Consider the following 25,150-nt stretch of genomic DNA (forward strand, 5'->3'; position numbering starts at 1 on the left):
CCATGACGATCGTTGCTACCAGTACCAGCGCCTTCTACGAGCGGTCCCGCGCCAACATGAAGGACCTGCGCCTCAAGGCCGAAAGCCTGCAGGCACAGGTCGGCAGCGGCGAAAAACTGTCACGTTCATCGGACGATCCGGTCGCCGCCGCCCGGCTGCGCACGCTCTCGAGGCTGGAGAAGCTGGCTACCATCGACACGTCCAACGCCGACCGCGCTTCAGCAGACCTGTCGCTGGCCGACTCGGCCATGTCGAACATGTCGACAGCCATCATCCGCGCGCAGGAGCTGGCGACCCAGGCCGCCAGCACGACCCTGACCGACGATCAGCGTGCCGGGATCGCCACCGAGCTGGATGAGATCCAGAAGGATCTGCTGGCTCTCGCCAATTCGCGCGATTCGAACGGCCACGCGCTTTTCGGCGGCGAGAGCTCGGGCAATGCCTACGAGTTCGATGCCAGCGGCAACGCGACATATATCGGCACGGGCAACTCGCAGAGCCTGCCGATCGGCGACGGTCAGACAATGGACAGTTCCATGACCGGGCCGCAGATCTTCGAATTCACCGACGCCAACGGCAATACGACCGACGTGATGGCGACGATCAAGGCGCTCTCCGAGGCCCTCAAGGGTGGCTCCACCGATCCGACCGGATCAGCCAACGACGCGCTGGCATCGCTCAAGTCGGGCCTCGACACGCTGTCCACGGCACAGACGGTGGTCGGCACCCGACTTGCCTGGCTCGATACCGTCGCGGAGCGGAACACCAACCTGTCTGAACTGCGTGCCAACGAGAAATCCGATCTCGGCGGCGTCGACATGACCGAGGCGATCGCAAGCCTGCAGGAAACTCTGACCATTCTCCAGGCCAGCCAGGCGAGCTTCACCAAGCTTGCCGGCCTGAGCCTGTTCAACAACCTGAGCTGACACCATTGCCCCCGGCCTTCGGCGAGGCCGGGTTCTTTTTCGACGGGGGAAGTTAACCATGTTTGCAATCATCGGCGTCGTCATCCTGCTGGTGATGGTGTTCGGCGGCTTCGCGCTGACCGGCGGTGCTCTTGGCCCCGTCATGCACGCGATTCCACACGAACTGCTCATCATCGGCGGTGCCGCCGTAGGCGCCATCGTCACGGGCAACTCGATGCATGAGATCAAGGCGCTCGGCACCGGCTTTGTCCGGGTGTTCAAAGGCCCCAAGCACAACAGGCAGGACCACATCGACGCAATCATCCTGACCACCCGGCTGATGCGCATCCTGCGCTCGGAAGGCCCGGTGGCACTGGAAAGCCACGTCAACGATCCCAAGACCTCGTCGCTCTTTGCCGAATTCCCCCGCATCCTTGGCAACGAAGCGCTGGTCCACCTGATCTGCGACACGCTGACGCTGATCGTGGTTTCGTCGGGCACGCTGGAAGTCCACGCCGTCGAGGACGTCATGGACAATGCCATGAAGACCCACTTCCACGAATTGCACGAACCTCAGCACGCGCTCCAGACCCTGGCCGATGCGCTGCCTGCGCTCGGTATCGTCGCGGCTGTTCTGGGCGTCGTGAAGACCATGGGCTCGATCGACGAGCCGCCGTCGATCCTGGGCGGAATGATCGGTTCGGCGCTTGTCGGCACCTTCATGGGCGTGCTTCTGGCTTACGGGATCGTCGCGCCGATGGCCGGCCGTCTCAAGCAGGTGAACGAGCAGGACGAGCAGATCTTCCACGCCGTCAAGCAGGTCATCATCGCCTCGCTGCACGGCTGGCCGCAGCCGCTGGTGGTTGAATCGGCCCGTTCGGGCCTCGGCCACGCGTTCCGCCCCGGCCTGTCCGAACTGCTCGACGCGATGAGAGGCCGCTGAGATGGCCGTCAAGCGGGGCAAGAACGAACCGCCCAAACCGATCATCGTCAAGAAGATCACGGTGGTCGCTGCAGGCCACCATGGTGGGGCATGGAAAGTCGCCTATGCCGACTTCGTGACGGCCATGATGGCGTTCTTCCTCCTGCTGTGGATTCTCGGCGCGACCACGGAAAAGCAGCGCAAGGGCATTGCCGACTACTTCACGCCGACGCTGGTCAAGAACAAGGACGCCTCGGCAGGTTCGGGCACCGGCCTGCTGGGCGGATCGTCACTGGTCGATGCCGACGATTACCCGCACCGTGCCGGGCAGACCGGAACCAAGACGCTCACCATCCCGCGCGACGCCACCGGCGGACCGAAGGAAGGCGGAAGCAAGGTCAAGCGCACCATGCGCGCCAAGGAAGCGGTCACGAAGAAGCTTGAATCGACCATGCGCCTGCGCCAGCTGGCCAAGCAGGTCCGGCTCGTCGACACCACCCTGGGTGTTCGCATCGACCTGGTGGACGACGCCGACTTCTCGATGTTCCGCATGGGCACTACCGTGCTCACCCCCGAGGCCGCCGAACTGATCGGTGCAATCGCCGAGGCGGTGGGTCCCGACGCGGGCCAGCTCACCATCCGCGGCCATACCGACTCGCTGCCTTACAAAGCGGATGCCCAGGGCAACAACTGGTCACTCTCGGCCGGTCGCGCCGAAACGACCCGCCAGGCCCTGATGCGTGACGGTATCAGCGAAGACCGGTTCAAGCGCATCGAAGGCGTGGCCGACCGGGAACTGCTGATCCCCGACAACCCGCAGGACCCGCGCAACCGCCGTATTTCGATCACACTGCTCGACTGACACCCGATCCGCACCGCGCGATGGCCGCAGACAACTGTCTTCGGCTATCGCGGCTGCGATCCGGGCATGCTTGCCTGCCTGCCCGCTCCGCCGCACCATTGCGCTCAAACGAAAGGGAGAGCGTACATGGCATTTACCGGACCGGCCGAGGATCGCCTCGCCATCCGAGAACTCTACGGCACTTATGCCGACTGCAGCTGGCGCGGTGATCGCGAGCAATGGATTTCCTGCTTCACCAGTGACGGGTGCTGGACCAGCCATCTGTTCGATGCGACCGGGCACGAAGCCCTGCTCCAGACCTGGGACAGCCTGTGGAAGGACTGGGAAACGGTAGCCTTCCTGGGCGAGATCGGCGCCATGGAGATCGAGGGCGATACCGCGCGCGTTCGCTCCTATGCCCGCGAAGTCGTGCTGATGAAGAACGGCAGCCACTTCAAGCTCTGCGGCCACTATGCCGACACGCTGCGCAAGACAGGCGGCGAATGGAAATTCTCGCGCCGCGAATATACGCAGACCATCGGCGAATTCGACGCGCTGGTCACGGACTGAACCAGTGGCGTTCACCGGCCCCCAATCCGATCGGCTCGCCATCCGCGAACTTTACGAAGGCTACGCCGATGGCGCGGCTCGGATCGACCGCGATGCCTGGCTGGCCGCCTATGCCGAGGATGCCCAATCGCGTTCGCCCTTTTTCGATATCGCGGGCCTTCCCGCGATCGGCACGATGTTCGACCAGCTCATGGCGGACGTTATCAGCGTCACCATCGGCATCCGCCTCGGCGCGCTGGAAATCGAGGGGGACGAAGCGACCGCACGGCTCTACCAGACCGAGAGCCTGCTCTATCCCGACGGCTCCACCTGGGAACTGACCGGCCACTACGAGGATATACTGGAACGGCGCGCCGGGCGTTGGTGGCTCGTGGATCGCACGTATCTGCTCGAACGCGAGACCCGTCCCGATCCGCCCGGTGCGCTATTCGCCGGACCGGCCGCGGAGCGGATGGCCATACGCGAACTGATGGAAGCTTATGCCGATGCGTCTTCACGCATGGACAAGCAGCAATGGCTGAACTGCTGGTCGGACGACTGCGTCTGGCACACTTCCACCGGCGAAGTCGCCGGCAAGGCGGCCTTGTCCGAACGCTGGGACCAGATTGCGGAATCCATGACAGCGCTGGCTTTCTTCGCCATGCCCGGCACCATCCGCGTAACCGGCGACACCGCGACGGCAAGCTGCCATGTTCGCGAAATTGCACGCATTCTCGGGCAGGTGCGCAAGTTTTCGGCCCGCTATGACGACGAACTCGTCAAACGGGAAGGGCGCTGGCTGTTCAGGCGCCGCACTTACGTGATGAACATCGCGGAATGACGCGTACCCTGCGGACATGAAAAAGGGCCCGGCGGTCTGGGGAACCCACCGGGCCCGAAAACCTGCTTGGTTAGGGCAGGCTGGTTAACTAATTTTTATATTAGCGCAGCAGCGACAGGACGTTCTGCTGGCTCTGGTTGGCCTGCGAGAGCATCGCGGTCGAAGCCTGCGAGAGGATCTGCGCCTTGGCCATGGCCGTCGTTTCCGAAGAATAGTCGGCGTCCTCGATCCGCGAACGCGCGTCCGAAAGGTTCGTCACGTTGTTGGTCAGGGTGTTGATAGCCGATTCAAGACGGTTCTGGCCGGCACCCAGCGAAGCGCGGGTGACGTTCACGTCCGCCAGTGCGAGGTCGACACTGTCGATCGTCGCCGAAGCGGCGGCCGAGGTCGAGACGTCGAGCGCCGCCGAGGTGATGTTGGTGCCGTCGATCGCGGTCGAGGTCAGCGTGATCTTCTCGCCCGAGTTCGCACCGGTCTGGATGTCGAACGAAACGTCCGAACCCGAAGTCGAGAACAGCGCGTTGCCGTTGAACTTGGTCTGCGACAGCACGTCACCGATCTGGCTGGTAAGCGCCGAGACTTCCTGCTGCATCGCCGCGCGGTCGGTGTCCTGGTAGGTACCCGAGGACGACTGGACAGCCAGTTCGCGGACGCGCTGCATCATGTTGGTGACTTCCGACAGAGCGCCGTCGGCGGTCTGGGCCAGCGAGATACCGTCGTTGGCGTTACGGATACCCTGGCTCATGCCCTTGATTGACGAGGTCATCGAGGTTGCGATGGCGAGGCCGGCGGCGTCGTCCTTCGAACCGTTAATACGCTTGCCGGTCGACAGGCGCTCCATGACCGTGCTCTGCATCTTGCTCGCGGTGGTCGAGGCGTTCATCGCCTTGATCGCCGAGATGTTGGTATTGATAACTGACATTTCAAAGCTCCCGTTAGGTGTCCCGAGATCCGGGCAACCTGACCGGCCCATCCGGCACGGCTGCCAGCTCATAGACCGGCAACGGACCGGCAAAATTAAGCCGCTTCGTTGCCGGTTTCTTGCCGGAGGCTTGCCGGGTGCCCTGCAACCCCTTGCCGCGTAACGGCAAAATTAGGTGTTAGTACGAGGACTTAAATTTCCGATCTCTTGGCCGTTAACCCTCATAAACACCCTCGGAACTGGTTAATTCCACGGGGGAAATCGAGACATGGCCGCTCTGGCTCTTAACGATGAATTTGCGCGCCGGCATGGTCCGCTGGTCAATCGCGCGGGGGCAATCGCGACTTCGTTGTTCGACTGCGCGGCTATCGAGTTGCGCGACGCGAAGGACACTGCACCGGGCAATTCGAATGCACGCACCGTGCGTCTTGCCCGCGGACCCATGCCTGCCCTGAGCCGTGCCACCGATGGCGAAATCAGCCTGACGTACGGCGACGGCGTCAGCGAAGCCTCGCTCGCCATGCTGCTTGCCGCGATGTCCGGCCCCTCGGAGCCGATCGCTGCAGATGCCGAAAGCCTCTCGATTTTCGCGCTGGCCGACCGTCTGGCAACGAGCGACATTCCCGTCCTCATCAACGGCCCGACCGGTACCGGCAAGGAAGTGCTCAGCCGCTTCATCCATGCTCGCAGCAACCGCAGCAACGGCCCGTTCATCGCCGTCAACTGCGCAGCGATGCCGGAAGCCATGCTGGAAGCGATGCTGTTCGGCCATCAGAAGGGCGCCTTCACCGGCGCGACCCAGGCGAGCGAAGGCTTCATGCGTGCAGCTGACGGCGGCACCCTGCTGCTTGACGAAATCGCCGAGATGCCGCTGCAGCTCCAGGCCAAGCTGCTGCGCGCGCTGCAGGAACAGGAAGTCGTGCCGATCGGTGCGACCCACCCGATCAAGGTTAACGTCCGGGTAATCGCTTGCGCCAACCGTGACCTTCCGGCGGAAGTTGCCGAAGGCCGTTTCCGCGCCGACCTCTACTACCGCCTCAACGTCTTCCCGCTGACTCTGCGCCCGCTGCGCGAGCGTCCGGACGACATCGCGCCGCTGGCCTTCGCGATGACCTTGCGCCACGCACCCGATCCGGCCTGCATTCCGGTGCTGACCGAAGGCGCGCTGGCCATGCTCAAGCTGCACCAGTGGCCGGGCAACGTCCGAGAGCTGGAAAACGTCATGCGCCGCGCGCTGCTGCTGGCCCACGGCAAGGACCTGATCGCGCCCGAAGATATCGTGTTCGACAGTCCGGCCCGCCTCGTATCCACTCCGGCGCCGACGTCGATGGAAGCGCTGGCCGCCCAGTCGGCGGCTGAAGCACCACGCCGCCTGTCGAGCGTCGTCCAGATCTCCGAAGCCCGTGCGATCATGGAAACGCTCGAGGCTTGCGGCGGCAACCGCGGTCGCGCCGCCCGCGAACTGGGCATTTCGGAACGCACCCTGCGCTACCGCCTCGCTTCGCTGCGCGAAGCCGGCATTGAGATCGGCCGCACTGCGGTCGGCGGCCGGCGATGAGCGGGATCTCGGGCATCGGCGGTGGCGCCGGCGGTGTCCAGCAGATCATGCAAATGCGCCAGCAGATCATTCAGCGCAATGATCTGCTCAAGCAGCTGCATTCCACGCAGGGCGCCGATGCCAGCGCCGTCGCAGGCCCGGCCCAGACGCAGGAACCCGCCCAGGGTTTCGCCGACACGCTGAAAAACGCGCTCGATGGCGTGAAATCAGTGCAGGCAAAGGCAGAGGGCCTGACTGAAGCCTATCAGAAGGGTGAAGTGACCGACGTCGCCAAGGTCATGCTTGCCCGCCAGGAAGCCGGTGTTGCCTTCGAAGCAACCTTGCAGGTTCGTAACAAGCTGTTGTCCGCCTATCAGGACATCATGCGAATGGGGGTCTGATAAGACATGTCCGATCTCGTTCCCGCCACTCCCGATGGTGCACCGGGCGCCGGTTTTCCAGCGTCCGGTTCCCAGGCCATCTCGATATTCGCCCCGCTCATGGACCCGGCCGGCGGTAGCGTGCTGACGCGCCTCACGGCGTTCGGCGCCCAGCCCGCTGTCAGAAAGATGCTGCCGGCCTTCGTCGGCATCTCGGCCATTGGTGGCGCATTGCTGGCGTGGAGCGCGATGACGCCCGATCCGCAGCGCATGCTCTATGCGCAGCTGGACGACAGCGACCGCGCGGGCGTCGCAGCTTCGCTCGATCAGGCATCGATTCCCTATCACATCGACAACTCGACCGGCGCACTCACGGTTGCCGACAGCGACTATTACAAGGCCCGGATGCTGGTGGCGTCGAACGGCTCGCTGGCATCGCCCGAAAGCGGCGACCAGGTGCTCGACAAGCTGCCGATGGGTGCCAGCCGTACGCTGGAAGGCGAACGTCTGCGCTCCGCGCGCGAGCACGACCTGCAGTTGACGATCGGCGAGATCGACGGGGTCGAATCGGTACGTGTCCATCTGGCCGAAGGCGAAAAGTCCGTCTTCGTGCGCGACAACGTTGCGCCATCGGCATCGGTCATGGTCCGCATGAAGTCCGGGCGGCAGCTCAGCGACAGCCAGGTTTCCGCGATCGTCAATCTGGTCGCCGGCTCCGTGCCCGGCCTCTCACCCGACGCCGTCCGTGTGGTCGATCAGCATGGCCGCCTGCTCTCCGACAGCAACGGCAACGCCGATTCCGACCGTCTCGACCTGCAGTCGCGCATGGAAAGCAAGCTGCGCGAACAGGTTTCGCAGCTGCTGCGCCCCGTACTAGGCGAAGGCAACTTCACCTCGGAGATCCAGATCGATCTCGACATGAGCGAAGTCACCGCTGCACGCGAAAGCTATGACAAGGACGGTGTGGTTCGCAGCGTATCCGAGCAACAGTCGCAGTCCACCGGAGCGAGCCAGGCGCCCATCGGCGTTCCCGGTGTGCTCTCCAACACGCCGCCGACCGCAACGCAGGCCGTACCCGGGGCACCGCAGGGCACCCAGCCGACACCTGCCGCGACCCCGCCCACGAGCGGAGAATCTTCATCCACGCGCACCTATGAACTGGGCCGCGAGGTATCGGTCTCAAGCAACGGGCCGGGTTCGATCAAGCGCCTCTCGGTGGCCGTCGCCATCAGCGCGGATGCCATGAAGGATACCAAGCCGCAGGATCTCAGGGATCTGGAAGCACTGGTCAGTGCCGCAGTCGGCGCCGATCCCCGGCGTGGCGACCAGGTCAAGGTCGTGACCCGCAGCTTCGAGCCGGTCTCTGAAGATACCTTGCCCTTCTACGAAACCAGCTGGTTCGCGATGCTCGTGCGCTATGGCGCGGCGGTGCTCGCCGTGCTGCTTGTCCTGTTGCTGGGCGTTCGTCCGGTGGTCAATGCGCTCCGCGGCGACAAGCCGGATAACGCTGCCAAGGCGAAGAAGAGCAAGAAGGGTGCCGCCGACGAAGACGAGGACGACGAGGAAGAAGGCGAGGACATCGCGGACAGGTCCGACGGTGAAACCGAAACGCCCGGACCGGACGGTCAGCCGGAACCGGCACCGCTGATCCACCCGAACAGCCTGCTCGGAGCGGAGGGCGTGAACATCGAGATGCACCGGTCGGACCTTCTGACCCGCCAGCTCGATCTTGCCCAGCGCCTTGTCTCCGAACAGCCCGCCAGCGCGGTCGCCGCACTGCGGCAGATGCTGCATGAACCGCCCGCCGACGATGAATCCAAGCAGGAAGCCGCGTAATGAGTGAAGTCGTTCCCCTGCGCGCGTCCGACAGCGCCGCGGTCATGATGATGCTGCTGGCCGAAGACCAGACAGCCCGCATTCTCTCCGAACTGGAACCGGACGAGCTGCGCATGCTCGGCGAAAAGATGTGCGCTCTCGGCGAGATCAGCCCGGAGATCATCGCCCAGGCCATCACCGGCTTCGTCGAAAAGACCGAGAAGCTCGGCCTCGTCGCGCACAACCGCGTAGGTCAGGTCCGCTCGATGATGCACCGCGCCATCGGCGAAGTTAAGACCGAGAACCTGATGCGCCGCATCGTGCCAGAGCAACCCAAGACCTCGACGCTGGAACTGGCGCGCTGGCTCAATGCTGAAGCCCTGGTACCGCTCGTCAAGGACGAGCATCCGCAAACCATCGCCGTCCTGCTTATCCAGCTCGACCCCGAAGTCGCGGCCGAAGTACTGCATTCACTTCCGGCCGAGATCCAGCCGCAAATCATCCACCGCATCGCCACGCTGGGCCCGGTTGCCCCCCCTGCGCTGGAAATGCTCGAAGAACTTCTCAACCAGCGTATCACCGAATGCCACGGCCAGCGTCCGCTCCAGATGGGCGGCGCACACGAGGCTGCCGAGATCATCAACGGCACGGGCAAGGTCACCGAAAAACGGATCATGAGCGAGCTGAGCAAACTCGACAAGCCGATGGCCAAGAGGATCGAGGAAGAAATGTTCAAGTTCGAGCACCTCTTCGTGCTCGAACCGATGGCCATGGGTGCCCTGCTGCGCGATGTGCCGAGCGACGCCCTGATCGATGCCCTGAAGGGCATCGGCGAGGAAGAACGCAACTTCTTCTTCCGCGCCATGTCGAGCCGCGCAGCCGACGGCGTGAAGGACGAGATCGCCGCACGCGGTCGCACCAAGCTGTCCGACGTCGTCGCGGCGCAGAAGGAGATCGTGACGATCGCCCGCAAGCTCGCGGCAGAAGGCACGATCGTGTTCGGCTCGGGCGACGACGATTATGTCTGACCTCGGCTTTCCCTTACCGAAACCCGAATTCAATCTGCTCGAGGTTTTCGCCAAACCGCGCGGGTTCCGGCCGGACAAGCGTTTCGAGGCGCTGCAGGATGAGCACGAACCGGAGCAGCCCCCCCCAACCGAGCCGGAACCGGCGCCTGAGCCGGTGCCCGAACCGGAAGAAGAACGACCCGACCCGGTTGCCGAGGCCTTTGCCCAGGGATTTTCCGCCGGTCACGAGCATGCACAGTCCGAAGCGGAAGCCCGCGCCGCTGCAGACGCGGCTGCATTCGAGGGGCTGAAGCTGGCTTTCGGGCGGCTCGATGCGACCCTCGAAGAAGAACTGCGCCTGCGCCTGCGTGATACGGTAGTTGCCCTGTGCGAGGCCGCTCTGGCACCGCTCGCCATAGACGAGGACGCGCTGGTGCGCCGCATCACGCGTGCGGCGTCGATGCTGGCACGGGCCGACGACGAGCGCCTGATCCGCCTGCATCCTGATGACATCAAGCTGATCGCGCCGCGCCTTTCCCGGGAATGGCACGTCAAGGCCGATCCCACTCTTGAACGCGGCACCGTGCGCATCGACAGCCAGAACGGCGGCGTCGAGGACGGCCCCGCAACCTGGCGCCTCGCCATAACAGAGGCCATGCACGAATGCTGAAGCTCTGGGATTCCATCCTGACCGACATGTCCGGCGAGCAGATCGACCTGACTCCGCGACGGTTCGGCCGGGTTGTCGCCTGCGACGGCGGCCTGTTGGAAGTGAGCGGCCTGTCGGTGCCGGTCGGCGGGATGTGCCACATCGCCCATCGCGGCAACCGTTCGATTTCGGCCGAAGTCATCGGCTTTCGCAACGGCCGCACCATGATGATGCTGCTGGGCGACACGATCATGCTGCGCCCCGGTGCGCGGGTCTGCCCGCAGGGGCGGCCCGGCATGTTGCCTGTGGGCGAAGGTTTCCTCGGCCGCGCGGTCGACGGCGAGGGCTTGCCCATAGATGGCGGCCCGCCGATCCACACCCGGATGGAATGGCCCGCCGGCGGCGTTCGCACTTCCGCGCTGGACCGCAGCCCGGTGCGCGAGACCTTCGACACCGGCGTCCGTTCGCTCAACGCGCTCACGACCTTCGGCGTCGGCCAGCGCATCGGCGTCATGGCCGGTTCCGGTGTCGGCAAGTCGGTGCTGATCGACATGATCGCGCGCGGCTCCAGCGCCGACATCGTCATTGTCGGCCTGATCGGCGAACGTGCACGCGAGGTCTCGGACTTCGTCGAGCGGCACATGAATGCCGAGAAGAAGGACAAGACGGTCGTCGTTGCAGTCCCGGCCGACCACGCGCCGAACCTGCGCCTGCGCGGCGCGATGCTGGCTACCTCGATGGCCGAACACTTCCGCGCGCAGGGCAAGAAGGTCCTGCTCATCATGGACAGCCTCACCCGCGTCGCCCACGCCGCGCGCGAGATCGGCCTGCTGCTGGGCGAGCCCGGCGCGGCGCGCGGCTATCCGCCTTCGGCCCTCGCCACGATCACCAAGCTGGTCGAGCGCGCAGGCAATTCGGCCGCGACCGGCGGCTCGGTGACGGGTCTCTACACAGTGCTCGCCGACGGTGACAACCAGGATGACCCGGTGGTCGACACCGCGCGGTCGATCCTCGACGGCCATATCGTGCTCTCGCGCGCCCTTGCCCAGCGCGGCCAGTACCCGGCCGTCGACATCGCCGCCTCGCTCAGCCGCGTGATGAACGATATCGTGCCACAGCAGCATCAGGACCTGGCACGCGAATTCCGCGCGCTGACCGCCAGCTACGAAGCCAACCGCGATCTCGTGCTGATGGGGGCCTATCGTGCCGGAGCCGATCACAAGCTGGACCGCGCCATCGCCATGCACGACCTGTTGAGCGCGTTCCTGAGCCAGTCGGCCAGGGAAACGATCAATCTCGAAGACAGCGCCGCGCAACTGGTGGCGCTATTGGGATGACGGCATTGCACGCCACGCTTAGACCCGGGATCGGTCCGTGAAAGAAGAGAAGCAACGCCTCGCCCGGCTGAAGCGGCTCGAAAAGATCCGGGCCATCGCGAAGCAGACGGCAGCCGCCGAGGCAGCCCAGGCCGAAAGCACCTTCACGCAACTGCGCGCGCTGTCCGAACGCACCCGGCGCATGGCGTCCGACTATGCCAGCCGCCGCGAAGCGGTCGATGGCGCCGCGCTTCACCAGCTCGGACGCTTCGTCGTCGGGTTGCAGGCCCTCAGCCGCACCACGGACGGCGACGCCCTGCGCGCGCAGTCGATCGCCGATGCCAAGCAGCGGGAACTGGCAGAGGCCGAACGCCGCCGTGCGGCCATCGAAGAGCGTGCCGAATTGCAGGCCCGGCTGATCGCAAAGGCCTCTGAACAGCCTGTTCTCACAAGCAGAAAGGGATCTGGCACGGATCTTGATTAACGTTCTGCGAAGACAGAACAAGGACCCGTTCCACATGATCCAAGCTGCTGCCACCTCATCCTCCGCCGGCCACACGCAGGCCGCGGGCAAAGCGCACGGCGCGGCCGTGAACGCTGCGGGATCGGGCAGCTTTTCTGCGCTTCTTGATCTTTCCGGCGGCCTTGAGGCAGCGCCCGCGGAAGCCGAGCCCGCCACCGAAGCCGACGCCAGCACTGCCCTTGCAGCGCTCCTGTCGCCGGTTGCCGCCGGCAATACCGGCAAGGCCACCGGCAAAACCTTGCCGGGTGCCAATGGCGATGCTGCCGCAGGCACCGATGGCGAAGCCGACGCCGACACCGATGGAGAAACGGCATCGCTCGAAGCCACCCCAGACGCGGCGGTCATGTCCCTTGCGCTCGCCGGTGTCCTGCCTCTTGCTGACAGGCCGCTTCCCGGCGCCGGGGCGACAACGGCCAGACAGTCCCCGGCCGCCGGCACATCCACGCAATCGGCAGCCCGCCTGATGACGGGAACCGCTGCAGTCACGGCGACATCTGCCTCCACCCGGCAGGCAACGGCCCTGCCCACACACGCGCAGGCACAGGGGCAGGCTCCGGCTTCTTCCAATGGCACCGTGAATGCCCCCACCATCCCCGACGTCGCGCTGGCCCCGGTGACGGTCGTTGCCGAGCAGCCGGCAGCCGCCTCCACAACGGCAAGCGATGCCGTGCCGGCCATCGCTGCGCAGCTCGCCACGCGCCCCCAAGTCGGCGCAGCCGGCTCGCCCACGGCACAGCCATCGGAGCTGCAGGCCCAACAATCAGCCCAAACCGTACAGCCCGCGCAACAGGCACAGGCCGTTCAGACCCTGCAGCCTGCTCAGGGCAACGCCGCGTCATTCAACCCGCGCGTCGCGCGCACCGGGACGGATCAACCCGAAGCCGGATCTCTCAAGACTTCCGCCAAGCTTGAGGGTTCTGCACAAACGGAACAGGCATCGCCGCTGGCCCGCATGATCGAGCCCGCACAGGCCGCCGCGGCAGCACCGGCGACGCCCGACACCATTCCGGCGCCAGTTGCCACGAGCGCATCTGCCGCAAGCGGATCGGTGGACGGCCCTCAGGACTTCTCAACGCTCGTCTCGCGCCTTGCGGAAGCCCGTGAGGCCGCAAACCCGCATGTCGTCAAGACGGCAATCAATCACGCTGAATTTGGCCAGATTTCGCTACAATTCCGCCACGAGGACAAAGCCCTTTCCGTCACCATGGTGAACGCCGACCCGGGCTTCACCAGCGCCGTCCACGCGGCCGCGAACGCCTCGCTCGCAGGCGGATCGAATGGAAACGGCAGTGATTCCCCGCAGCAGCAACAGCAGTACACCCCGGCTTCCTCGCAGAACCAAGCGGCGGCGAACGGCGCCGGTGCAGGAATGGGCAACGGGGCCGGACAGAATTCGCAGGCACGCGCCGATCAGGCCGAGCAATCGATGAACCGCGGACAGGGAACGGCATCCCTCCCGCATGATCAGGAGGCGTCCGCGCCCGGCCAGTCCCGGGACGGCACCCGGCGCGCCGGCGGCATCTACGCCTGATCGTTTCGAATACCAGGGGAATTTAGATGAGTGACAAGCTGAAGGACAAGGACGCCAAGGGCAAAGGCGGCAAGGGCAAGCTGATGCTGATCCTTGTCGCTGTGGGCATGCTCGCAATCGGCGGCGGCGGCGTGCTTGCCCTCGTCGCGACCGGCATGATCGGCGGCAGCCATGCCAGCACGCCAAAAGAACGCGGTCCCCAACTCGTCCGCAAGGGCGAGGAAGACCCCTACATGCCCAAGCCCAAGGAAGGCGAGAGCGAAAGCTCGGACATGGAAGTGGCAGGCGAAGGCGGCGATGAATACCGCACCGCCTACTACACCTTCTCCGAAGACTTCACGTCGAACCTCAAGGACTCCGACGCATTGATCCAGACCAGTCTGGCCTGCTCGACCCGCCGTGATGGCCGTGTGCTGATGTGGCTGAAGAAGCACGAACTGGCGATCCGCTCGCAGATCCTGCAGATCCTCGCCGATACGCCCGAAGATGACGTCTACACGATACAGGGCAAAAACAAGCTGCAGACGCGCATGACGGCAGCGATCAACAAGGTCCTGATCCAGAAGGAAGGCTTCGGCGGCGTGGACGCCGTCTACTTCCGCAGCTTCATCATCCAGTGATCGGACCTGACTGAACCGCCATGACCCCGTCCTCCGCAAAATCCGGTCAGAGCCGCAAGGCCAAACACTGCTCCGAGTTGCTTGGCACCGGGCCGTCGATCGACGAACTGGTCCCGGCGCTCTCGCTGCTCGGCGAGCGCCTCGCGCGCATCCTTCCCGGCTATCTCTCGCCGTTCGCCGGCGGCGAGCCGCCGCTGGTGCGGATCGGCATGCCGATGGACTGCAACCTCGCCTCGATCGCGGCCGATATCGAAACGCTGGCCTCGCATACTCTCATGGCCGTCGGCCCCAAGGGACTGCCGATGCTGGCCATCTTCGAGGCCCCGTCAGTCCTGCGGCTGGTCGACCGGACCTTCGGCGGGCGCGGAGACGTGCCCGACGAAATTCCCGACAGCTTCCCGTTGTCCGCCGAACTGCTGCTCGCCCGCATCGAGCAGGCCCTTGCCGAAGCGCTCACCATGACCTTCGGCGGCGAGGAAGACCACAAGGTGCGCCCGATGCGCCGCGACACCAGCCTGCGCTACCTCAATCCGTTCGACAGGCGCGAGGACCTGTTGCAGCTCTCGCTGGAAGTGGAAGAACCCGGCGTCGAACCCTGGTCCTTCTCGCTGGCCTTCCCCCAGCAGACACTCGCCGCCGTCAGCACGGCGCCGCGCCACCCTGTTCGCCGTGATGCCCGTCAGGGCGCACCGGACCCGGCGGCCGAGCCCTATGGATCGATGCCGGTTCCCGTCACCGCCGTGCTGGTCGACATGACCATCGGCTTCTCGCGCCTTTCATCCCTCAAGCCCGGCGATGTGCTGCCGGTGGCCATCGCCCGTTCGGTCCCGCTGCAGGTCGACGGACGCACCATTGCCACTGGCACCATCGGCGAAGTCGAGGACCGCGTCGCGGTCCAGATCCAGCAAGCCTTCTGATTCACGGAAAGATTGATCCCATGACCATGCAAGCCCGCGGCCTTGATTTCCTTCGCGATGTCGATGTTCGTCTCTCCGTCGAACTCGGCCGTACCCAGATGAAGCTCAAGGATGTCCTCGCGCTCGGCCCCGAAAGCCTTGTCGTGCTCGACCGCCTGACCGACGAACTGCTCGACGTCCTGGTGAACGGCAAGCCGATCGCCAAGGGCGAGGTCGTCTCGCAGAACGGCCGTTTCGGCCTGCGCATCGTGGAGATGGTCGGTGTCGAGGAGACTGCCCCCGCGCAGGACCCGATGGCCATTTCCGACACGAACCCCGACATCACAGGGGCCTGATCCTCCATGCTCTGGTACATCCTCAAGCTCATCATCATGCTGCCGATGATCGGCCTCATGGCATGGGGTGCGCTCAAGCTGGCGAAGAAGATGCAGGACAAGGCCGGCATCGGCGCCGGTACGAAGTCGGTCCGCATCGTCGAGACGACCATGCTCTCGCCGACCCTGAAGCTGGCAGTGCTCGAATTCCACGGTCGCGAGATCCTCGTATCGGTCTCCCGTCAGGGCCTTACCCGTCTGGCCGACGCCCCTGCCCGCCAGCATATCGAAACCGCCAGTACCGCAAGCGAAAGTCTGCCCCGGTGAAGCGAATTCTCACCCTGATCGCGGCGATCCCCGCCCTCCTGCTGCCGGTGGTTGCCTTTGCCCAGGTACAGGCCCCGGCCGCTGCCTCCGCGCCCACCGCGATCCCCGGCGCGCTCGATCGCGCTTTCGGTTCGCTCGGCGGTACCGAAGGCCCGGGCATGAACCTGTCGCTGCAGCTCCTGCTCATCATGGGGCTGCTGACGATCCTGCCCAGCCTCATCCTGATGATGACCAGCTTCACGCGCATCCTGATCGTGCTGTCGATCCTGCGCCAGGCGATCGGCCTGCAGCAGTCGCCGCCAAACCAGGTGCTGATCGGGCTGTCGCTGTTCCTCTCGCTGTTCGTGATGTCGCCGACGCTCGACCGCGTGAACCAGGTCGCGATCGCGCCCTACGCCGCCGACCAGATCAATGCCGAACAGGCGATCCAGAACGCGGGCGGGGAATTCCACCAGTTCATGATCCGCCAGACCCGCCAGCGCGACCTTATGATGTTCGCCGACATGGCCAAGGCCCCCAAGTTCCAGAGCAGCGCCGACGTGCCGTTCTCGATCCTGCTGCCCGCTTTCGTCACCAGCGAATTGAAGACCGCCTTCCAGATCGGCTTCATGCTGTTCCTGCCGTTCCTCGTGATCGACATCGTCGTCTCCTCGGTCCTCATGTCGCTGGGCATGATGATGATGAGTCCGATGATCGTCTCGCTGCCCTTCAAGCTGCTGCTCTTCATCATGGTCGATGGCTGGGCATTGCTGATGGGCTCGCTGGCATCGAGTTTCGGATAAGCCCGCGTGGAAGACATCTCCGCCCTTCTGGCCCTGGCCGACAAGATGCTCTGGGTGGCGGCGCTCGTCGCTGCGCCCGTGCTCCTCGCCGCGCTGGCCATCGGTCTCGTTGTCGGGATCATCCAGGCCGCAACCTCGGTGAACGAACAGACCCTGACGTTCGTCCCCAAACTGGCAGTCATCGCCCTCGTGCTGGTTCTGTTCGGCAGCTCGATGATGACGCTGATCGCTGACTTCACGCAGGAAATCTTCACGCAGATCGCCACGGTCGGCCAGGCCGAGCAGGTGGCACCGTGATCAACCTCGACTTCGGCTATGGCGCGCTCGAAGTCGAATTCTGGCGCCTGCTCTTCGTCATGACGCGGATCGGCGCCGCCCTGCTGGCCGCGCCGCTGTTCGGCTCTGCTTCGGTCCCCGCGCAGGTACGCGTGATCGGCGCGGGCGCGATCGCGGTCATGGTCTGCGCATGGACCGATGTGCAGGCACCTCCTGCCCTGTTTTCGCTGGCCGGAATGCTCAGCGTTGCCGGTGAAGTGCTCGTAGGCCTCACGCTCGGCTTCGTGCTGCAACTGTCTTTCGCTGCGCCCATCATGGCCGCTGAAGTCATCGGCGGCGGCATGGGCATGAACATGGCTGTCGCGGTGGATCCCACTTCCGGCACCCAGTCCCCCGCGCTCGGACAGTACTTCATGGTGGTCCTCACACTGATCTTCCTCGCGCTGGGCGCACACCTGCAATGGTTCGCACTGCTGGTGGACAGCTACCGCGCCTTCCCGCCGGGCCACACCTGGCTCGGGCCAGACCGCTTCGCCATGGTCGCTAGCTTCGCCTCGCAGATGTTCGTGACCGCCGTCACCATCGCGCTGCCGGTCACGCTGGTTCTCTTCATTGTCCAGATGGTCACCGGCGTGCTGAGCCGCTCAGCACCTGCGCTCAACCTGTTCTCGCTGGGCCTGCCCGCCGGCCTGCTGGCCGGTATTGCCGCCCTGATGCTGTCCACCCCGGTTCTTACCGATCTTGTCACGCGCCTGTCTGCAGACGCCATCACCGCAACTTCCGAGGTCATGGCCAAATGAGCGAGTCCAGTGGCGAAAAGAGTTTTGCGCCAACAGAAAAGCGCAAACGCGACGCCGCCAAAAAAGGCGACGTCATCCGCTCACGCGAACTGGCGACGGCCGCCTCGGTCGCCATCGGTGCAGCGTGGCTGCTCATAGCCGGTCCCTGGCTTCTCGATCTGATGCTGGGCAACCTGCGCACCGCCTTCACCTGGGACCGCGCCTCGATCATCGATTTCACGCCCGGCCGGATGCTGGTCTCCGCATTGCTCGCCGTGCTGCCTCCGGTGGCCATTCTCGGCCTTGCAGTCATTCTGTCCTCGCTCATCTCGCAGCTCGGATTTGGCGAGGGACGATGGAACGCCGGCAACCTTGCACCCAAGGCCTCGCGCATCAACCCGGCTTCCGGGCTCAAGCGCATGTTTGGCCCCAACGGGCTGATCGAACTCGGCAAGGGCCTGCTCAAGATCGGCCTGCTCGGCACGATCGCCTGGGTCTGGGCCAGCGGCCGCCTCCCGACATTTGCACGGCTTGGCCGCGGCGACCTGTTCGAGCAGCTTTCATGGGCTTGGCAGGGCATCATCACGCTGCTTTTCTGGCTTTCTGCAGGTCTGTTCCTGATTGCCGTGATCGATCTGCCGGTGCAGTTGTTCCGCCGCATGTCACGCCTCAAGATGACGCTTCAGGAAGTGCGCGACGAGCACAAGGACTCCGAAGGCGCCCCCGAAAAGAAGGCCGCGATCAAGGAACGCCAGCGCAAGATCGCCATGGGCGGCCTGGTGCCAGCCATGAAGGAAGCCCAGTTCGTCATCACCAACCCCACCCACTTCTCGGTGGCCTTCGCCTACGATCCGGAAAAGCACTTCGCACCCGTCGTCATCGCCAAGGGACGCGGTGACAAGGCTCTGGCCATGCGCGAACTCGCCGCCGAATACGCCGTGCCGACACTGGAATATCCTGCTCTAGCCCGTTCAGTCTATTACACCACCCGCGAACGGGAAGCGATCCGCGAGGAGCATTACGTCTCTGTGGCCGCGATCCTCGCCTTCGTCCTTGCCATCAAGCGCGGCGAGAAACGGGCGGCTCCGCAGGTCACCGTGCCGGTAACCCTGCGCTTCGACGTCGACGGCCAGCTCGATCCGGCAAGCGTGTGAGTACGGCCATGTCCAGACCCAGAGGAAACCCGGTATTCCCCCTTAACCTGCGCCTGAAAAGGCCGTCCTAAAAGCCATGACCACCACAACCAGCACGACTAGCACGACCTCGGCGAGCAGCTCGCTGAAGACGACGTCCATCGCAACGCTGCTCGGCGCGGGCAGTGGCATCGACATGGCGGCGCTGGCCAACAACCTCGCGACCGCCCAGTTCGAGTACCGGACCTCGGTGCTGACGGACAAGCAGGACACGCTCACAACCAAGATTTCGACAGCCTCCGACATCAAGTCGATGCTGCTCGCACTCGACACTTCGCTGGGTACGCTGGTCCGCTCGGGCAGCCTCGCCGCCACCCCTAGCGTCGCCAACAGTTCAGTCGCCACCGCGACCTTGTCGGGCACCAGCCAGCCCTCGGGCACTTACTCGCTCGAAGTCAGCCAGATCGCCAAGGGCCAGCAACTCGCGAGTACGGCCTACGCGTCTTCTACCAGCACGACAGGGTCAGGCACCCTCACTCTGCGCTTCGGCACGGTATCGGGCAGCACCTTTACCGAGGACACCAGCCATACCGCGGTCGACATCACGATTGACAGCGGGGACACGCTGGCCGATGTCGCCAGCGCCATCAATGCCTCCGGCGCCGGTGTCACCGCGTATATCGCCAACACCGCCAGCGGCGCGCAGCTCGTGCTGAAAGGCGCAGAAGGCGCCGCCAACGGCTTTATTCTCGAAGCGAGCGAGGACGCTGCCGATCCTGGTCTGTCCAACCTCGCATGGACGCCCAGCTCCGGCACGGCAACGCTGATGGCCTCGGCGCAGGACGCCGCCTATACCATCGACGGCCTTTCCTATACTTCGGCGTCGAACACCATCACCGACCCCGTTCCCGGCGTGAAGCTGCAGCTCACCGGCACCAACGTGGGATCGCCCACCACGATCAGTTTCAGCGACCCCTCGGACAGCATCTCCAGTTCGATGCAGGATTTCACGGACGCACTCAACGAACTGATGACTTCGCTGAACGCGGCCACGGCGATCGGCGGTGATCTGGCCACCGATCCCGGCGCCCGGGCTCTCAAGAAGTCGCTGATGCAGATGGCCGGCTCGACTGTCATGCCGAATGCCACTGGCGCGGCCAAGACGCTTGCGGACCTCGGCCTTTCGACCCAGCGCGACGGCACCTTCCTGCTCGACACGGCTCGCCTCTCGGCCACGATCGCATCGGATCCGGAAGGCGTGACCGCGATGTTCACGAACGGCCTCTATGGCGTCTATGCGACGTTCGACAAGATCTACCGCGCCGCCGCATCGACCACCAACACCGGCTCCCTTGCCGGGTCGATAACCAAGTTCAACGCACAGCTGACCCAGGCCGGCGAGGACCTCACCAAGGTGGCGGACCAGCAGGAAGCCCTGCGCGCGCGCCTTGCATCCCAGTTCACCACCTCCGAGAGCCGGATCACCTTGCTGAAATCGACACAGACGATGCTCCAGAGCCAGATCGACGCTTGGAACAACTCGAGCAGTTAATATGTTGCTGCAACAATCGCCCCACGAAGCCTATCGCCGCGTCGACTTCGACGCCCGCGTAAACAGTGCCAAGCCGGCCGAGCTCGTTCATGTGTGCTACGAGCACCTGATCGGCGCGCTTGGAACCGCGATTCACGCAAACCAGAACGGCGACAATGGCCTCAAGAGCCGCTCGATGACCCGCGCGCTGACCGCAATCACTGCATTGCAGATGGGCGTTTCACAAGATGGCGGCATGGGCGATGCACTCAACCAGTTCTATGCGGCCGCACGCCGCACCATCCTGGACTGTGCCATTTCCTTCGATGCCAAGCAGATCGCAACGATGCGGACCGATTTCACCGAAATCAGTCAGGCCTTGAAAGGCAGCTGAATCAGCACCGCTGAGGGAATTTGAACCCATTTCGGCGGCCTCTCTGCACCGGATTGCCGCCGCATAGCACAAGCCCCCCTTCCCGGCCGTTCGATTCTGGAGCAGGTGCAGAAAGCCAGCACAGCTCCATGCGGATATCTCCCTAGGCGGAAGTCACAAGGGAGAACGCCGGTGGAGCGCATCTCAACCCTCATCCTCGTCGATGATGACACGCAGCGGCGGGTGGCGATCAGTGATGCGTTGACGTCTTACGACCTTCGCGTCGAACCGTTTGAGCACGTCTGCCAACTCGCTGACGCCTGGCCCCGGTCCGGCGTCATCCTCATCCATGATGGACCTTGTGCAATCAACCGGCTGATCGAAGCAATGGCCCGGCAGAGCCAGTGGTTTCCCATGGTAGCCTTCAGCGAAAAGCCGGAAGTGCAGCGCGTGGTCCAGGCCGTACTCAATGGTGCGATTGACTATCTCGTATGGCCTGCCTCCGCCGAAGAGCTCGCCCAGACGGTCAACAGCGCGATCGAACGCGCGACCGGTGCTGGTAGTGCCAAACTGCGCGAAGTGATGGCGCGGGCACGCGTCGACAGGCTGACACGCCGGGAACGCCAAGTCCTGGGAGCCGTTGCCGGCGGTTTGTCCAACCGCCTGATCGGGGAAAAGCTCTCGATCAGCCCGCGCACCGTCGAAATCCACCGCGCAAACATGCTGCACAAGCTGGGTGCCAGCCATACATCCGATGCCATCCGGATCGCGATAGAGGCTTCGCTCACGCATTGACCGGGCGGGCGCGCCTGAACCGGCGCATGCCTCCAGACCGCATTTGAACGTATAGCCAGTGGCACCAAACCTTAGCGGCAACCGTGCCATCAGGGCATTTACCGGCAAGCCTCCCGAGCGGCTTGCCGGCAAGCGCTCCGCAGGTTCTGTCCGGGCGAGCCCGGCCGAATTCCCTCCCGGCCGTTCCCGTCGCGGGGTGCAAGGCCCCTACTGGCAATGTATCCGGCTACACTCCGTCGCCGGATACATCGTCCTCATATCTCGGGACAGGCCCGCATCAATGCATCCAAGCTTCACCGGACGCACCGGAATGATGCCGTGTTGCAGCGACATCCTCGACATCAGCGACCAGCCCGGCGACATAGGCAGACAATAACGCCAGAGACAAAGTGGCGCCTTCCGCGATGACTTCGTCAGCGCCATCCATCGTAATGACCGTGGCGAGGCAACAATTCTCCTGCCCTCGGGACAGCATAAACACGGTGCCAGGTCTCAGCATCGCCAACACGGCGCTCTCGACGGCACCGCAAGACAGCATCTGGTCGACCGCGCCGGACTCGACCGCCGGGTTGTGATCGTCTCTACGCCCGCCGCTTTGCAACAGGAGAGCTGCCTCGCGCACGCGATCGCATTCCTCGTGCGGTGCACTTGCCAGGCAATCATGCATCAGATCACGCATGCGTGCAGTCCACACTTCTGGTTCAGGGACTCTGTTCATCATGGTGCTCGCCTCAAAGGCCGTTTCGCTTCGGAAAATGCTACCGTACCGAAACGGCCTGCCTGTCCGCTATCATGACGCGGGTAAACCCGTCGTCCTATGGGCATCGAGGAAAACGATTGCACAATTGTTGGCAAGGCGATGGCTGCGAATTGAGTCGGAATTACGACAAGCCGAGTTATCTTGGACGATATCCGCACCTAATAAATTACGGTGCCGTAATTAAAGTTTTGAAATAGCGTCCAACCGTTCCGCGACCCAGTCCGGCTCGGTAAGCATCAGGTCATGACCGGTATCGATGTCCCAGACACGCCCCCCGGACCGCTCGGTAAGCAACGCCATATCGCGCCCTGGCATCGTCGACGTGCACACCAGATGACTTTCGGGAATGGCGCGCATCGCCGCTTCATTCCAAAACGCGATCTTCTGATCGAAGCACTTCCACGGCTGGGCGGTCAGCCGCGCGTCGGTCCACGCCCCCAATTCGGGATCGGTCACACCGAAAAAGGCGGCCATGCCCGGCATCGGCGCCATGACCATTTCGACTCCGTCAACGACATGCAGGCCCTGTTTTGCCATGTGGATCATCTCATAGGCGTGCTCGTAGAGCGATTCTCCTTCACGCGGATAGGCAGCGTCGAGATAGACACGATGGCCTACCCGCTCCGGCTTCCGGTCGGCCGCCCCGGTGATCACCATGCCGCCATAGCTGTGCCCGACCAGTACTGCGCCAGTCAGATCCTCGTACTCGAGCAATTCGGCGATATCGGCAATATGCGTGTCGAGATCGATCGCCGCGCTCACCAGATGGCGGCGGTCGGCCAGACCGGACAACGACGGGGCGTGGACCTCATGCCCCATCGCCCGCAACCGCTGTGCCACCGGCTTGTAGCACCATCCGCCATGGCCACCGCCATGCACCAGCACAAAAGTCCCCATCGCACCTGCTCTCCTCGACTGCGTCTTGCCTGTTTTTTCCGGATAGGCGTGGCTTACATTCGCGGCGTCGCTTCTGGCGCCACGCCTTATGTTACCGACTGATAACTTCCATTTGCCTTGTACGGATGTCAATCCCGCATCTACATTGCAATCGATGGTAATGACGCAACCCAAGAAACGGGACTCCGAAGCGACACGAGCACGTATCCTCGCTGCGGCGAAACGGGCATTCTCCACAACCGGCTATTCGCACACGGGCATTCGCGAAGTCGCCTCGCTTGCCGGAACCAGTTCGACGCTGGTGCTGCGCTATTTTGGCTCGAAGATTGGCTTGTTCGAGGCCGCCTTGCGCGATGCCATGCGCACTGCCGAAATATTGCAGCCACCCTTGACCGAATTCGCGACATCGCTTGCAGATGTGCTGCGCACCGATCCCGGCGCGACCGACCCGATGCTGATGATCGCCATGGCATCCGGCGAACGCGAGGCGGCCGAACTTGCGGCCAGGGTCTTCACTGAACTCACAATCATTCCGGTGGGGGAAACGCTGGGCGGGCCTGACGGCAAGGAGCGGGCCCTGCAGATGTCGATACTCGCCATCGGCTTTGTGTTCTTCATGAAGCACCTGCCACTCACCGTATTCGGCAAGCAGGAAACCGCCAGAATTTGCGACTGGTTCACCCGGTCCGTGCTGGATGTGATCGAGCCGCACAGCCCGGGCGACTGACCTCGTGTTGCGCCCTTAGCGGCGCGCGGCGAACCAGGGCACCATGCGTTCTATGGCCGCTTCGATCTCTGCCGGAGAGACCGCGAAGCTGAAGCGAATGTAACGCCCGCCGTCCACCGGATCGAAATCGATGCCGGGTGCAGTGGCGACGCCCGTGTCCTGCAGCAATTCCTTGCAGAACGAGAGGCTGTCGTTGGTCATGTGCCCGATCTCTGCCCAGATGTAGAACGCGCCATCCGGCGGCGCGATCTCCTGCAGCCCGAGCCGCGGCAAAGCCGCCAGCAACAGCTCGCGGTTACGCGCATAATTGGCAAGGTGCCCTTCCAGTTCCTCACGGCAGTCGAAGGCGATCAGCCCGGCGTGCTGGGCCAGCACCGGCGGGGTCAGGAACAGGTTGCCCATCCGCGCCCGCGCCGCGCCGATCAGGTCCGGCGGAACCACCAGCCAGCCGAGCCGCCAGCCCGCCATCGAGAAGTACTTCGAGAAGCTGTTTACCACCAAAGCCTCAGGCAAATGCTGCAGCGTGGACTGCGCAGCATTTGCGTATGTCAGGCCGTGATAGATTTCGTCGGACACTACCCGGATACCCTTGCGGCGGCACACTTCGGCAATCGCCGCCAGTTCCTCCGGCGCGATTACCGTGCCGGTGGGATTGGCCGGGCTCGCAAGGATCAGTCCATCGGGCGCCAGCTCGATCGCATCGAGCGCGGCCGCTGTCATTTGATAGCGCTCGGCGGGGCCGCAGGGGACTTCCACCGGCTCAAGGTACATGGCCTTGAGCGTGTTGCGGTAGGCCACGTAGCCCGGCCGCGCCAGCGCCACGCGGGCGCCCGGTGCAAAAAGGCAGGACAGCGCCAGCACGAAGGCAGGCGAGGCGCCGCAAGTGAGGATCACCTGCTCCTCGTCCACCGTCACGCCATTGGCCTCGGCGTAGTGCCGGGCGATGCGCTGCTTGAGCGCGGTGCTCTCCCAATAGCCTCCCGGATCGCTGTCGAGCACCTTGTGCGCGGCGGCGATGGCCTTGGCCGGGGCACCGGTCGAGGGCTGGCCGTATTCCATGTGGATCACGTTGCGCCCCTGCTCCGCCAGCTCGTAGGCGAGGCGCCCGATCGAGATGGCGTGGAAGGGTTCAACCTCGGCGATGTCGGTGCGGGAAGTCATGCCCGCTTGCTAGGCGCGCG

General features: G+C 64.2%; 29 protein-coding genes. 25 read left to right on the top strand and 4 right to left on the bottom strand.

Annotation, left to right across the window (positions count from 1 at the left end; all coding sequences use genetic code 11):
* Positions 1-2 precede the first annotated feature (2 nt).
* The 5 genes from flgL to MTR64_RS06730 all read left to right on the top strand — a co-directional run bounded on the left by flgL (position 3) and on the right by MTR64_RS06730 (position 4,058).
* Positions 3-926 carry a flagellar hook-associated protein FlgL gene (flgL, locus tag MTR64_RS06710; protein ID WP_243992090.1) on the top strand — a complete coding sequence of 308 codons (924 nt, stop codon included), beginning with the start codon at positions 3-5 and terminating at the stop codon, positions 924-926.
* Positions 927-984: 58 nt separating this feature from the next.
* The gene (gene motA, locus MTR64_RS06715) at positions 985-1,848 is read left to right on the top strand and encodes a flagellar motor stator protein MotA (protein ID WP_243992091.1); all 864 of its coding nucleotides are present in this window, start codon (positions 985-987) and stop codon (positions 1,846-1,848) included.
* A 1-nt stretch (position 1,849) separates the two neighbouring features.
* On the top strand, positions 1,850-2,689 hold the full coding sequence (locus tag MTR64_RS06720; protein ID WP_243992093.1) for a flagellar motor protein MotB: 840 nt from the start codon (positions 1,850-1,852) through the stop codon (positions 2,687-2,689).
* A gap of 126 nt (positions 2,690-2,815) precedes the next feature.
* Positions 2,816-3,238, top strand: coding sequence for a nuclear transport factor 2 family protein (locus MTR64_RS06725; protein WP_243992095.1), 423 nt, complete (start codon positions 2,816-2,818; stop codon positions 3,236-3,238).
* Between the two features lie 4 nt (positions 3,239-3,242).
* Positions 3,243-4,058, top strand: a complete 816-nt coding sequence (locus MTR64_RS06730; RefSeq protein ID WP_243992097.1) for a nuclear transport factor 2 family protein — start codon at positions 3,243-3,245, stop codon at positions 4,056-4,058.
* A gap of 100 nt (positions 4,059-4,158) precedes the next feature.
* Here MTR64_RS06730 and MTR64_RS06735 read toward each other — a convergent pair whose 3' ends face one another.
* Positions 4,159-4,980: a flagellin gene (locus tag MTR64_RS06735; RefSeq protein ID WP_243992099.1), complete on the bottom strand. Its 822-nt coding sequence runs from the start codon at positions 4,978-4,980 to the stop codon at positions 4,159-4,161.
* A 268-nt stretch (positions 4,981-5,248) separates the two neighbouring features.
* Here MTR64_RS06735 and MTR64_RS06740 point away from each other — a divergent pair, with 268 nt between their 5' ends.
* From MTR64_RS06740 to MTR64_RS21455, 19 genes are all read left to right on the top strand, one after another.
* A complete protein-coding gene (locus MTR64_RS06740; protein WP_243992101.1) occupies positions 5,249-6,538 on the top strand; it encodes a sigma-54 interaction domain-containing protein in 1,290 nt (429 codons plus the stop codon).
* Positions 6,535-6,918 carry a flagellar hook-basal body complex protein FliE gene (gene fliE, locus MTR64_RS06745; protein ID WP_243992104.1) on the top strand — a complete coding sequence of 128 codons (384 nt, stop codon included), beginning with the start codon at positions 6,535-6,537 and terminating at the stop codon, positions 6,916-6,918. The genes MTR64_RS06740 and fliE overlap by 4 nt, the downstream gene beginning before the upstream one ends.
* Before the next feature lie 6 nt (positions 6,919-6,924).
* Complete coding sequence (gene fliF / locus MTR64_RS06750) at positions 6,925-8,733, top strand: flagellar basal-body MS-ring/collar protein FliF (protein WP_243992106.1); 1,809 nt, start codon at positions 6,925-6,927, stop codon at positions 8,731-8,733.
* Positions 8,733-9,740: a flagellar motor switch protein FliG gene (gene fliG, locus MTR64_RS06755; protein ID WP_243992108.1), complete on the top strand. Its 1,008-nt coding sequence runs from the start codon at positions 8,733-8,735 to the stop codon at positions 9,738-9,740. The genes fliF and fliG overlap by 1 nt, the downstream gene beginning before the upstream one ends.
* Complete coding sequence (locus MTR64_RS06760) at positions 9,733-10,389, top strand: FliH/SctL family protein (protein ID WP_243992111.1); 657 nt, start codon at positions 9,733-9,735, stop codon at positions 10,387-10,389. Before fliG ends, MTR64_RS06760 begins: the two co-directional genes overlap by 8 nt.
* Positions 10,383-11,705 carry a FliI/YscN family ATPase gene (locus MTR64_RS06765; protein WP_243992113.1) on the top strand — a complete coding sequence of 441 codons (1,323 nt, stop codon included), beginning with the start codon at positions 10,383-10,385 and terminating at the stop codon, positions 11,703-11,705. Before MTR64_RS06760 ends, MTR64_RS06765 begins: the two co-directional genes overlap by 7 nt.
* Before the next feature lie 37 nt (positions 11,706-11,742).
* Positions 11,743-12,168 carry a hypothetical protein gene (locus tag MTR64_RS06770; protein ID WP_243992115.1) on the top strand — a complete coding sequence of 142 codons (426 nt, stop codon included), beginning with the start codon at positions 11,743-11,745 and terminating at the stop codon, positions 12,166-12,168.
* A 34-nt stretch (positions 12,169-12,202) separates the two neighbouring features.
* Complete coding sequence (locus MTR64_RS06775) at positions 12,203-13,738, top strand: hypothetical protein (RefSeq protein ID WP_243992117.1); 1,536 nt, start codon at positions 12,203-12,205, stop codon at positions 13,736-13,738.
* A 26-nt stretch (positions 13,739-13,764) separates the two neighbouring features.
* Positions 13,765-14,358: a flagellar basal body-associated FliL family protein gene (locus MTR64_RS06780; protein ID WP_243992119.1), complete on the top strand. Its 594-nt coding sequence runs from the start codon at positions 13,765-13,767 to the stop codon at positions 14,356-14,358.
* 20 nt (positions 14,359-14,378) lie between these two features.
* Complete coding sequence (locus MTR64_RS06785; RefSeq protein WP_243992121.1) at positions 14,379-15,275, top strand: FliM/FliN family flagellar motor switch protein; 897 nt, start codon at positions 14,379-14,381, stop codon at positions 15,273-15,275.
* Positions 15,276-15,295: 20 nt separating this feature from the next.
* Positions 15,296-15,610, top strand: a complete 315-nt coding sequence (fliN, locus tag MTR64_RS06790) for a flagellar motor switch protein FliN (RefSeq protein ID WP_243992123.1) — start codon at positions 15,296-15,298, stop codon at positions 15,608-15,610.
* Between the two features lie 6 nt (positions 15,611-15,616).
* On the top strand, positions 15,617-15,916 hold the full coding sequence (locus tag MTR64_RS06795) for a flagellar biosynthetic protein FliO (RefSeq protein ID WP_243992125.1): 300 nt from the start codon (positions 15,617-15,619) through the stop codon (positions 15,914-15,916).
* Positions 15,913-16,698 carry a flagellar type III secretion system pore protein FliP gene (gene fliP, locus MTR64_RS06800; protein WP_243992127.1) on the top strand — a complete coding sequence of 262 codons (786 nt, stop codon included), beginning with the start codon at positions 15,913-15,915 and terminating at the stop codon, positions 16,696-16,698. Before MTR64_RS06795 ends, fliP begins: the two co-directional genes overlap by 4 nt.
* Positions 16,699-16,704: 6 nt before the next feature.
* The gene (gene fliQ / locus MTR64_RS06805) at positions 16,705-16,995 is read left to right on the top strand and encodes a flagellar biosynthesis protein FliQ (RefSeq protein WP_243992128.1); all 291 of its coding nucleotides are present in this window, start codon (positions 16,705-16,707) and stop codon (positions 16,993-16,995) included.
* Positions 16,992-17,774: a flagellar biosynthetic protein FliR gene (gene fliR / locus MTR64_RS06810; RefSeq protein WP_243992130.1), complete on the top strand. Its 783-nt coding sequence runs from the start codon at positions 16,992-16,994 to the stop codon at positions 17,772-17,774. The genes fliQ and fliR overlap by 4 nt, the downstream gene beginning before the upstream one ends.
* Positions 17,771-18,907 (top strand): EscU/YscU/HrcU family type III secretion system export apparatus switch protein, encoded by a 1,137-nt coding sequence (locus MTR64_RS06815; protein ID WP_243992132.1) that lies wholly within the window; start codon positions 17,771-17,773, stop codon positions 18,905-18,907. The genes fliR and MTR64_RS06815 overlap by 4 nt, the downstream gene beginning before the upstream one ends.
* A 76-nt stretch (positions 18,908-18,983) precedes the next feature.
* Complete coding sequence (fliD, locus tag MTR64_RS06820; protein WP_243992134.1) at positions 18,984-20,438, top strand: flagellar filament capping protein FliD; 1,455 nt, start codon at positions 18,984-18,986, stop codon at positions 20,436-20,438.
* 1 nt (position 20,439) lies between these two features.
* Positions 20,440-20,811, top strand: a complete 372-nt coding sequence (locus tag MTR64_RS06825) for a flagellar protein FliS (protein ID WP_243992136.1) — start codon at positions 20,440-20,442, stop codon at positions 20,809-20,811.
* 171 nt (positions 20,812-20,982) lie between these two features.
* Positions 20,983-21,585, top strand: a complete 603-nt coding sequence (locus MTR64_RS21455) for a response regulator transcription factor (protein WP_243992138.1) — start codon at positions 20,983-20,985, stop codon at positions 21,583-21,585.
* Positions 21,586-21,862: 277 nt separating this feature from the next.
* Here the strand turns inward: MTR64_RS21455 and MTR64_RS06835 are convergent, their stop codons facing one another.
* Entirely contained in the window at positions 21,863-22,264 is a 402-nt protein-coding gene (locus MTR64_RS06835) for a hypothetical protein (protein ID WP_243992140.1), read from the bottom strand.
* Positions 22,265-22,525: 261 nt separating this feature from the next.
* Entirely contained in the window at positions 22,526-23,242 is a 717-nt protein-coding gene (locus tag MTR64_RS06840) for an alpha/beta hydrolase (protein ID WP_243992142.1), read from the bottom strand.
* A 160-nt stretch (positions 23,243-23,402) separates the two neighbouring features.
* On the opposite strand from MTR64_RS06840, the gene MTR64_RS06845 reads away from it, so the two are divergent.
* Positions 23,403-23,969: a TetR/AcrR family transcriptional regulator gene (locus MTR64_RS06845; protein WP_243992144.1), complete on the top strand. Its 567-nt coding sequence runs from the start codon at positions 23,403-23,405 to the stop codon at positions 23,967-23,969.
* Positions 23,970-23,984: 15 nt separating this feature from the next.
* Here MTR64_RS06845 and MTR64_RS06850 read toward each other — a convergent pair whose 3' ends face one another.
* Positions 23,985-25,130 (bottom strand): pyridoxal phosphate-dependent aminotransferase, encoded by a 1,146-nt coding sequence (locus tag MTR64_RS06850; protein WP_243992146.1) that lies wholly within the window; start codon positions 25,128-25,130, stop codon positions 23,985-23,987.
* Between the last annotated feature and the right edge of the window lie 20 nt (positions 25,131-25,150).

Origin of the sequence: Novosphingobium album (ex Hu et al. 2023) (genome assembly GCF_022832385.1) — a bacterium.
GTDB classification, from domain to species: domain Bacteria; phylum Pseudomonadota; class Alphaproteobacteria; order Sphingomonadales; family Sphingomonadaceae; genus Novosphingobium; species Novosphingobium album.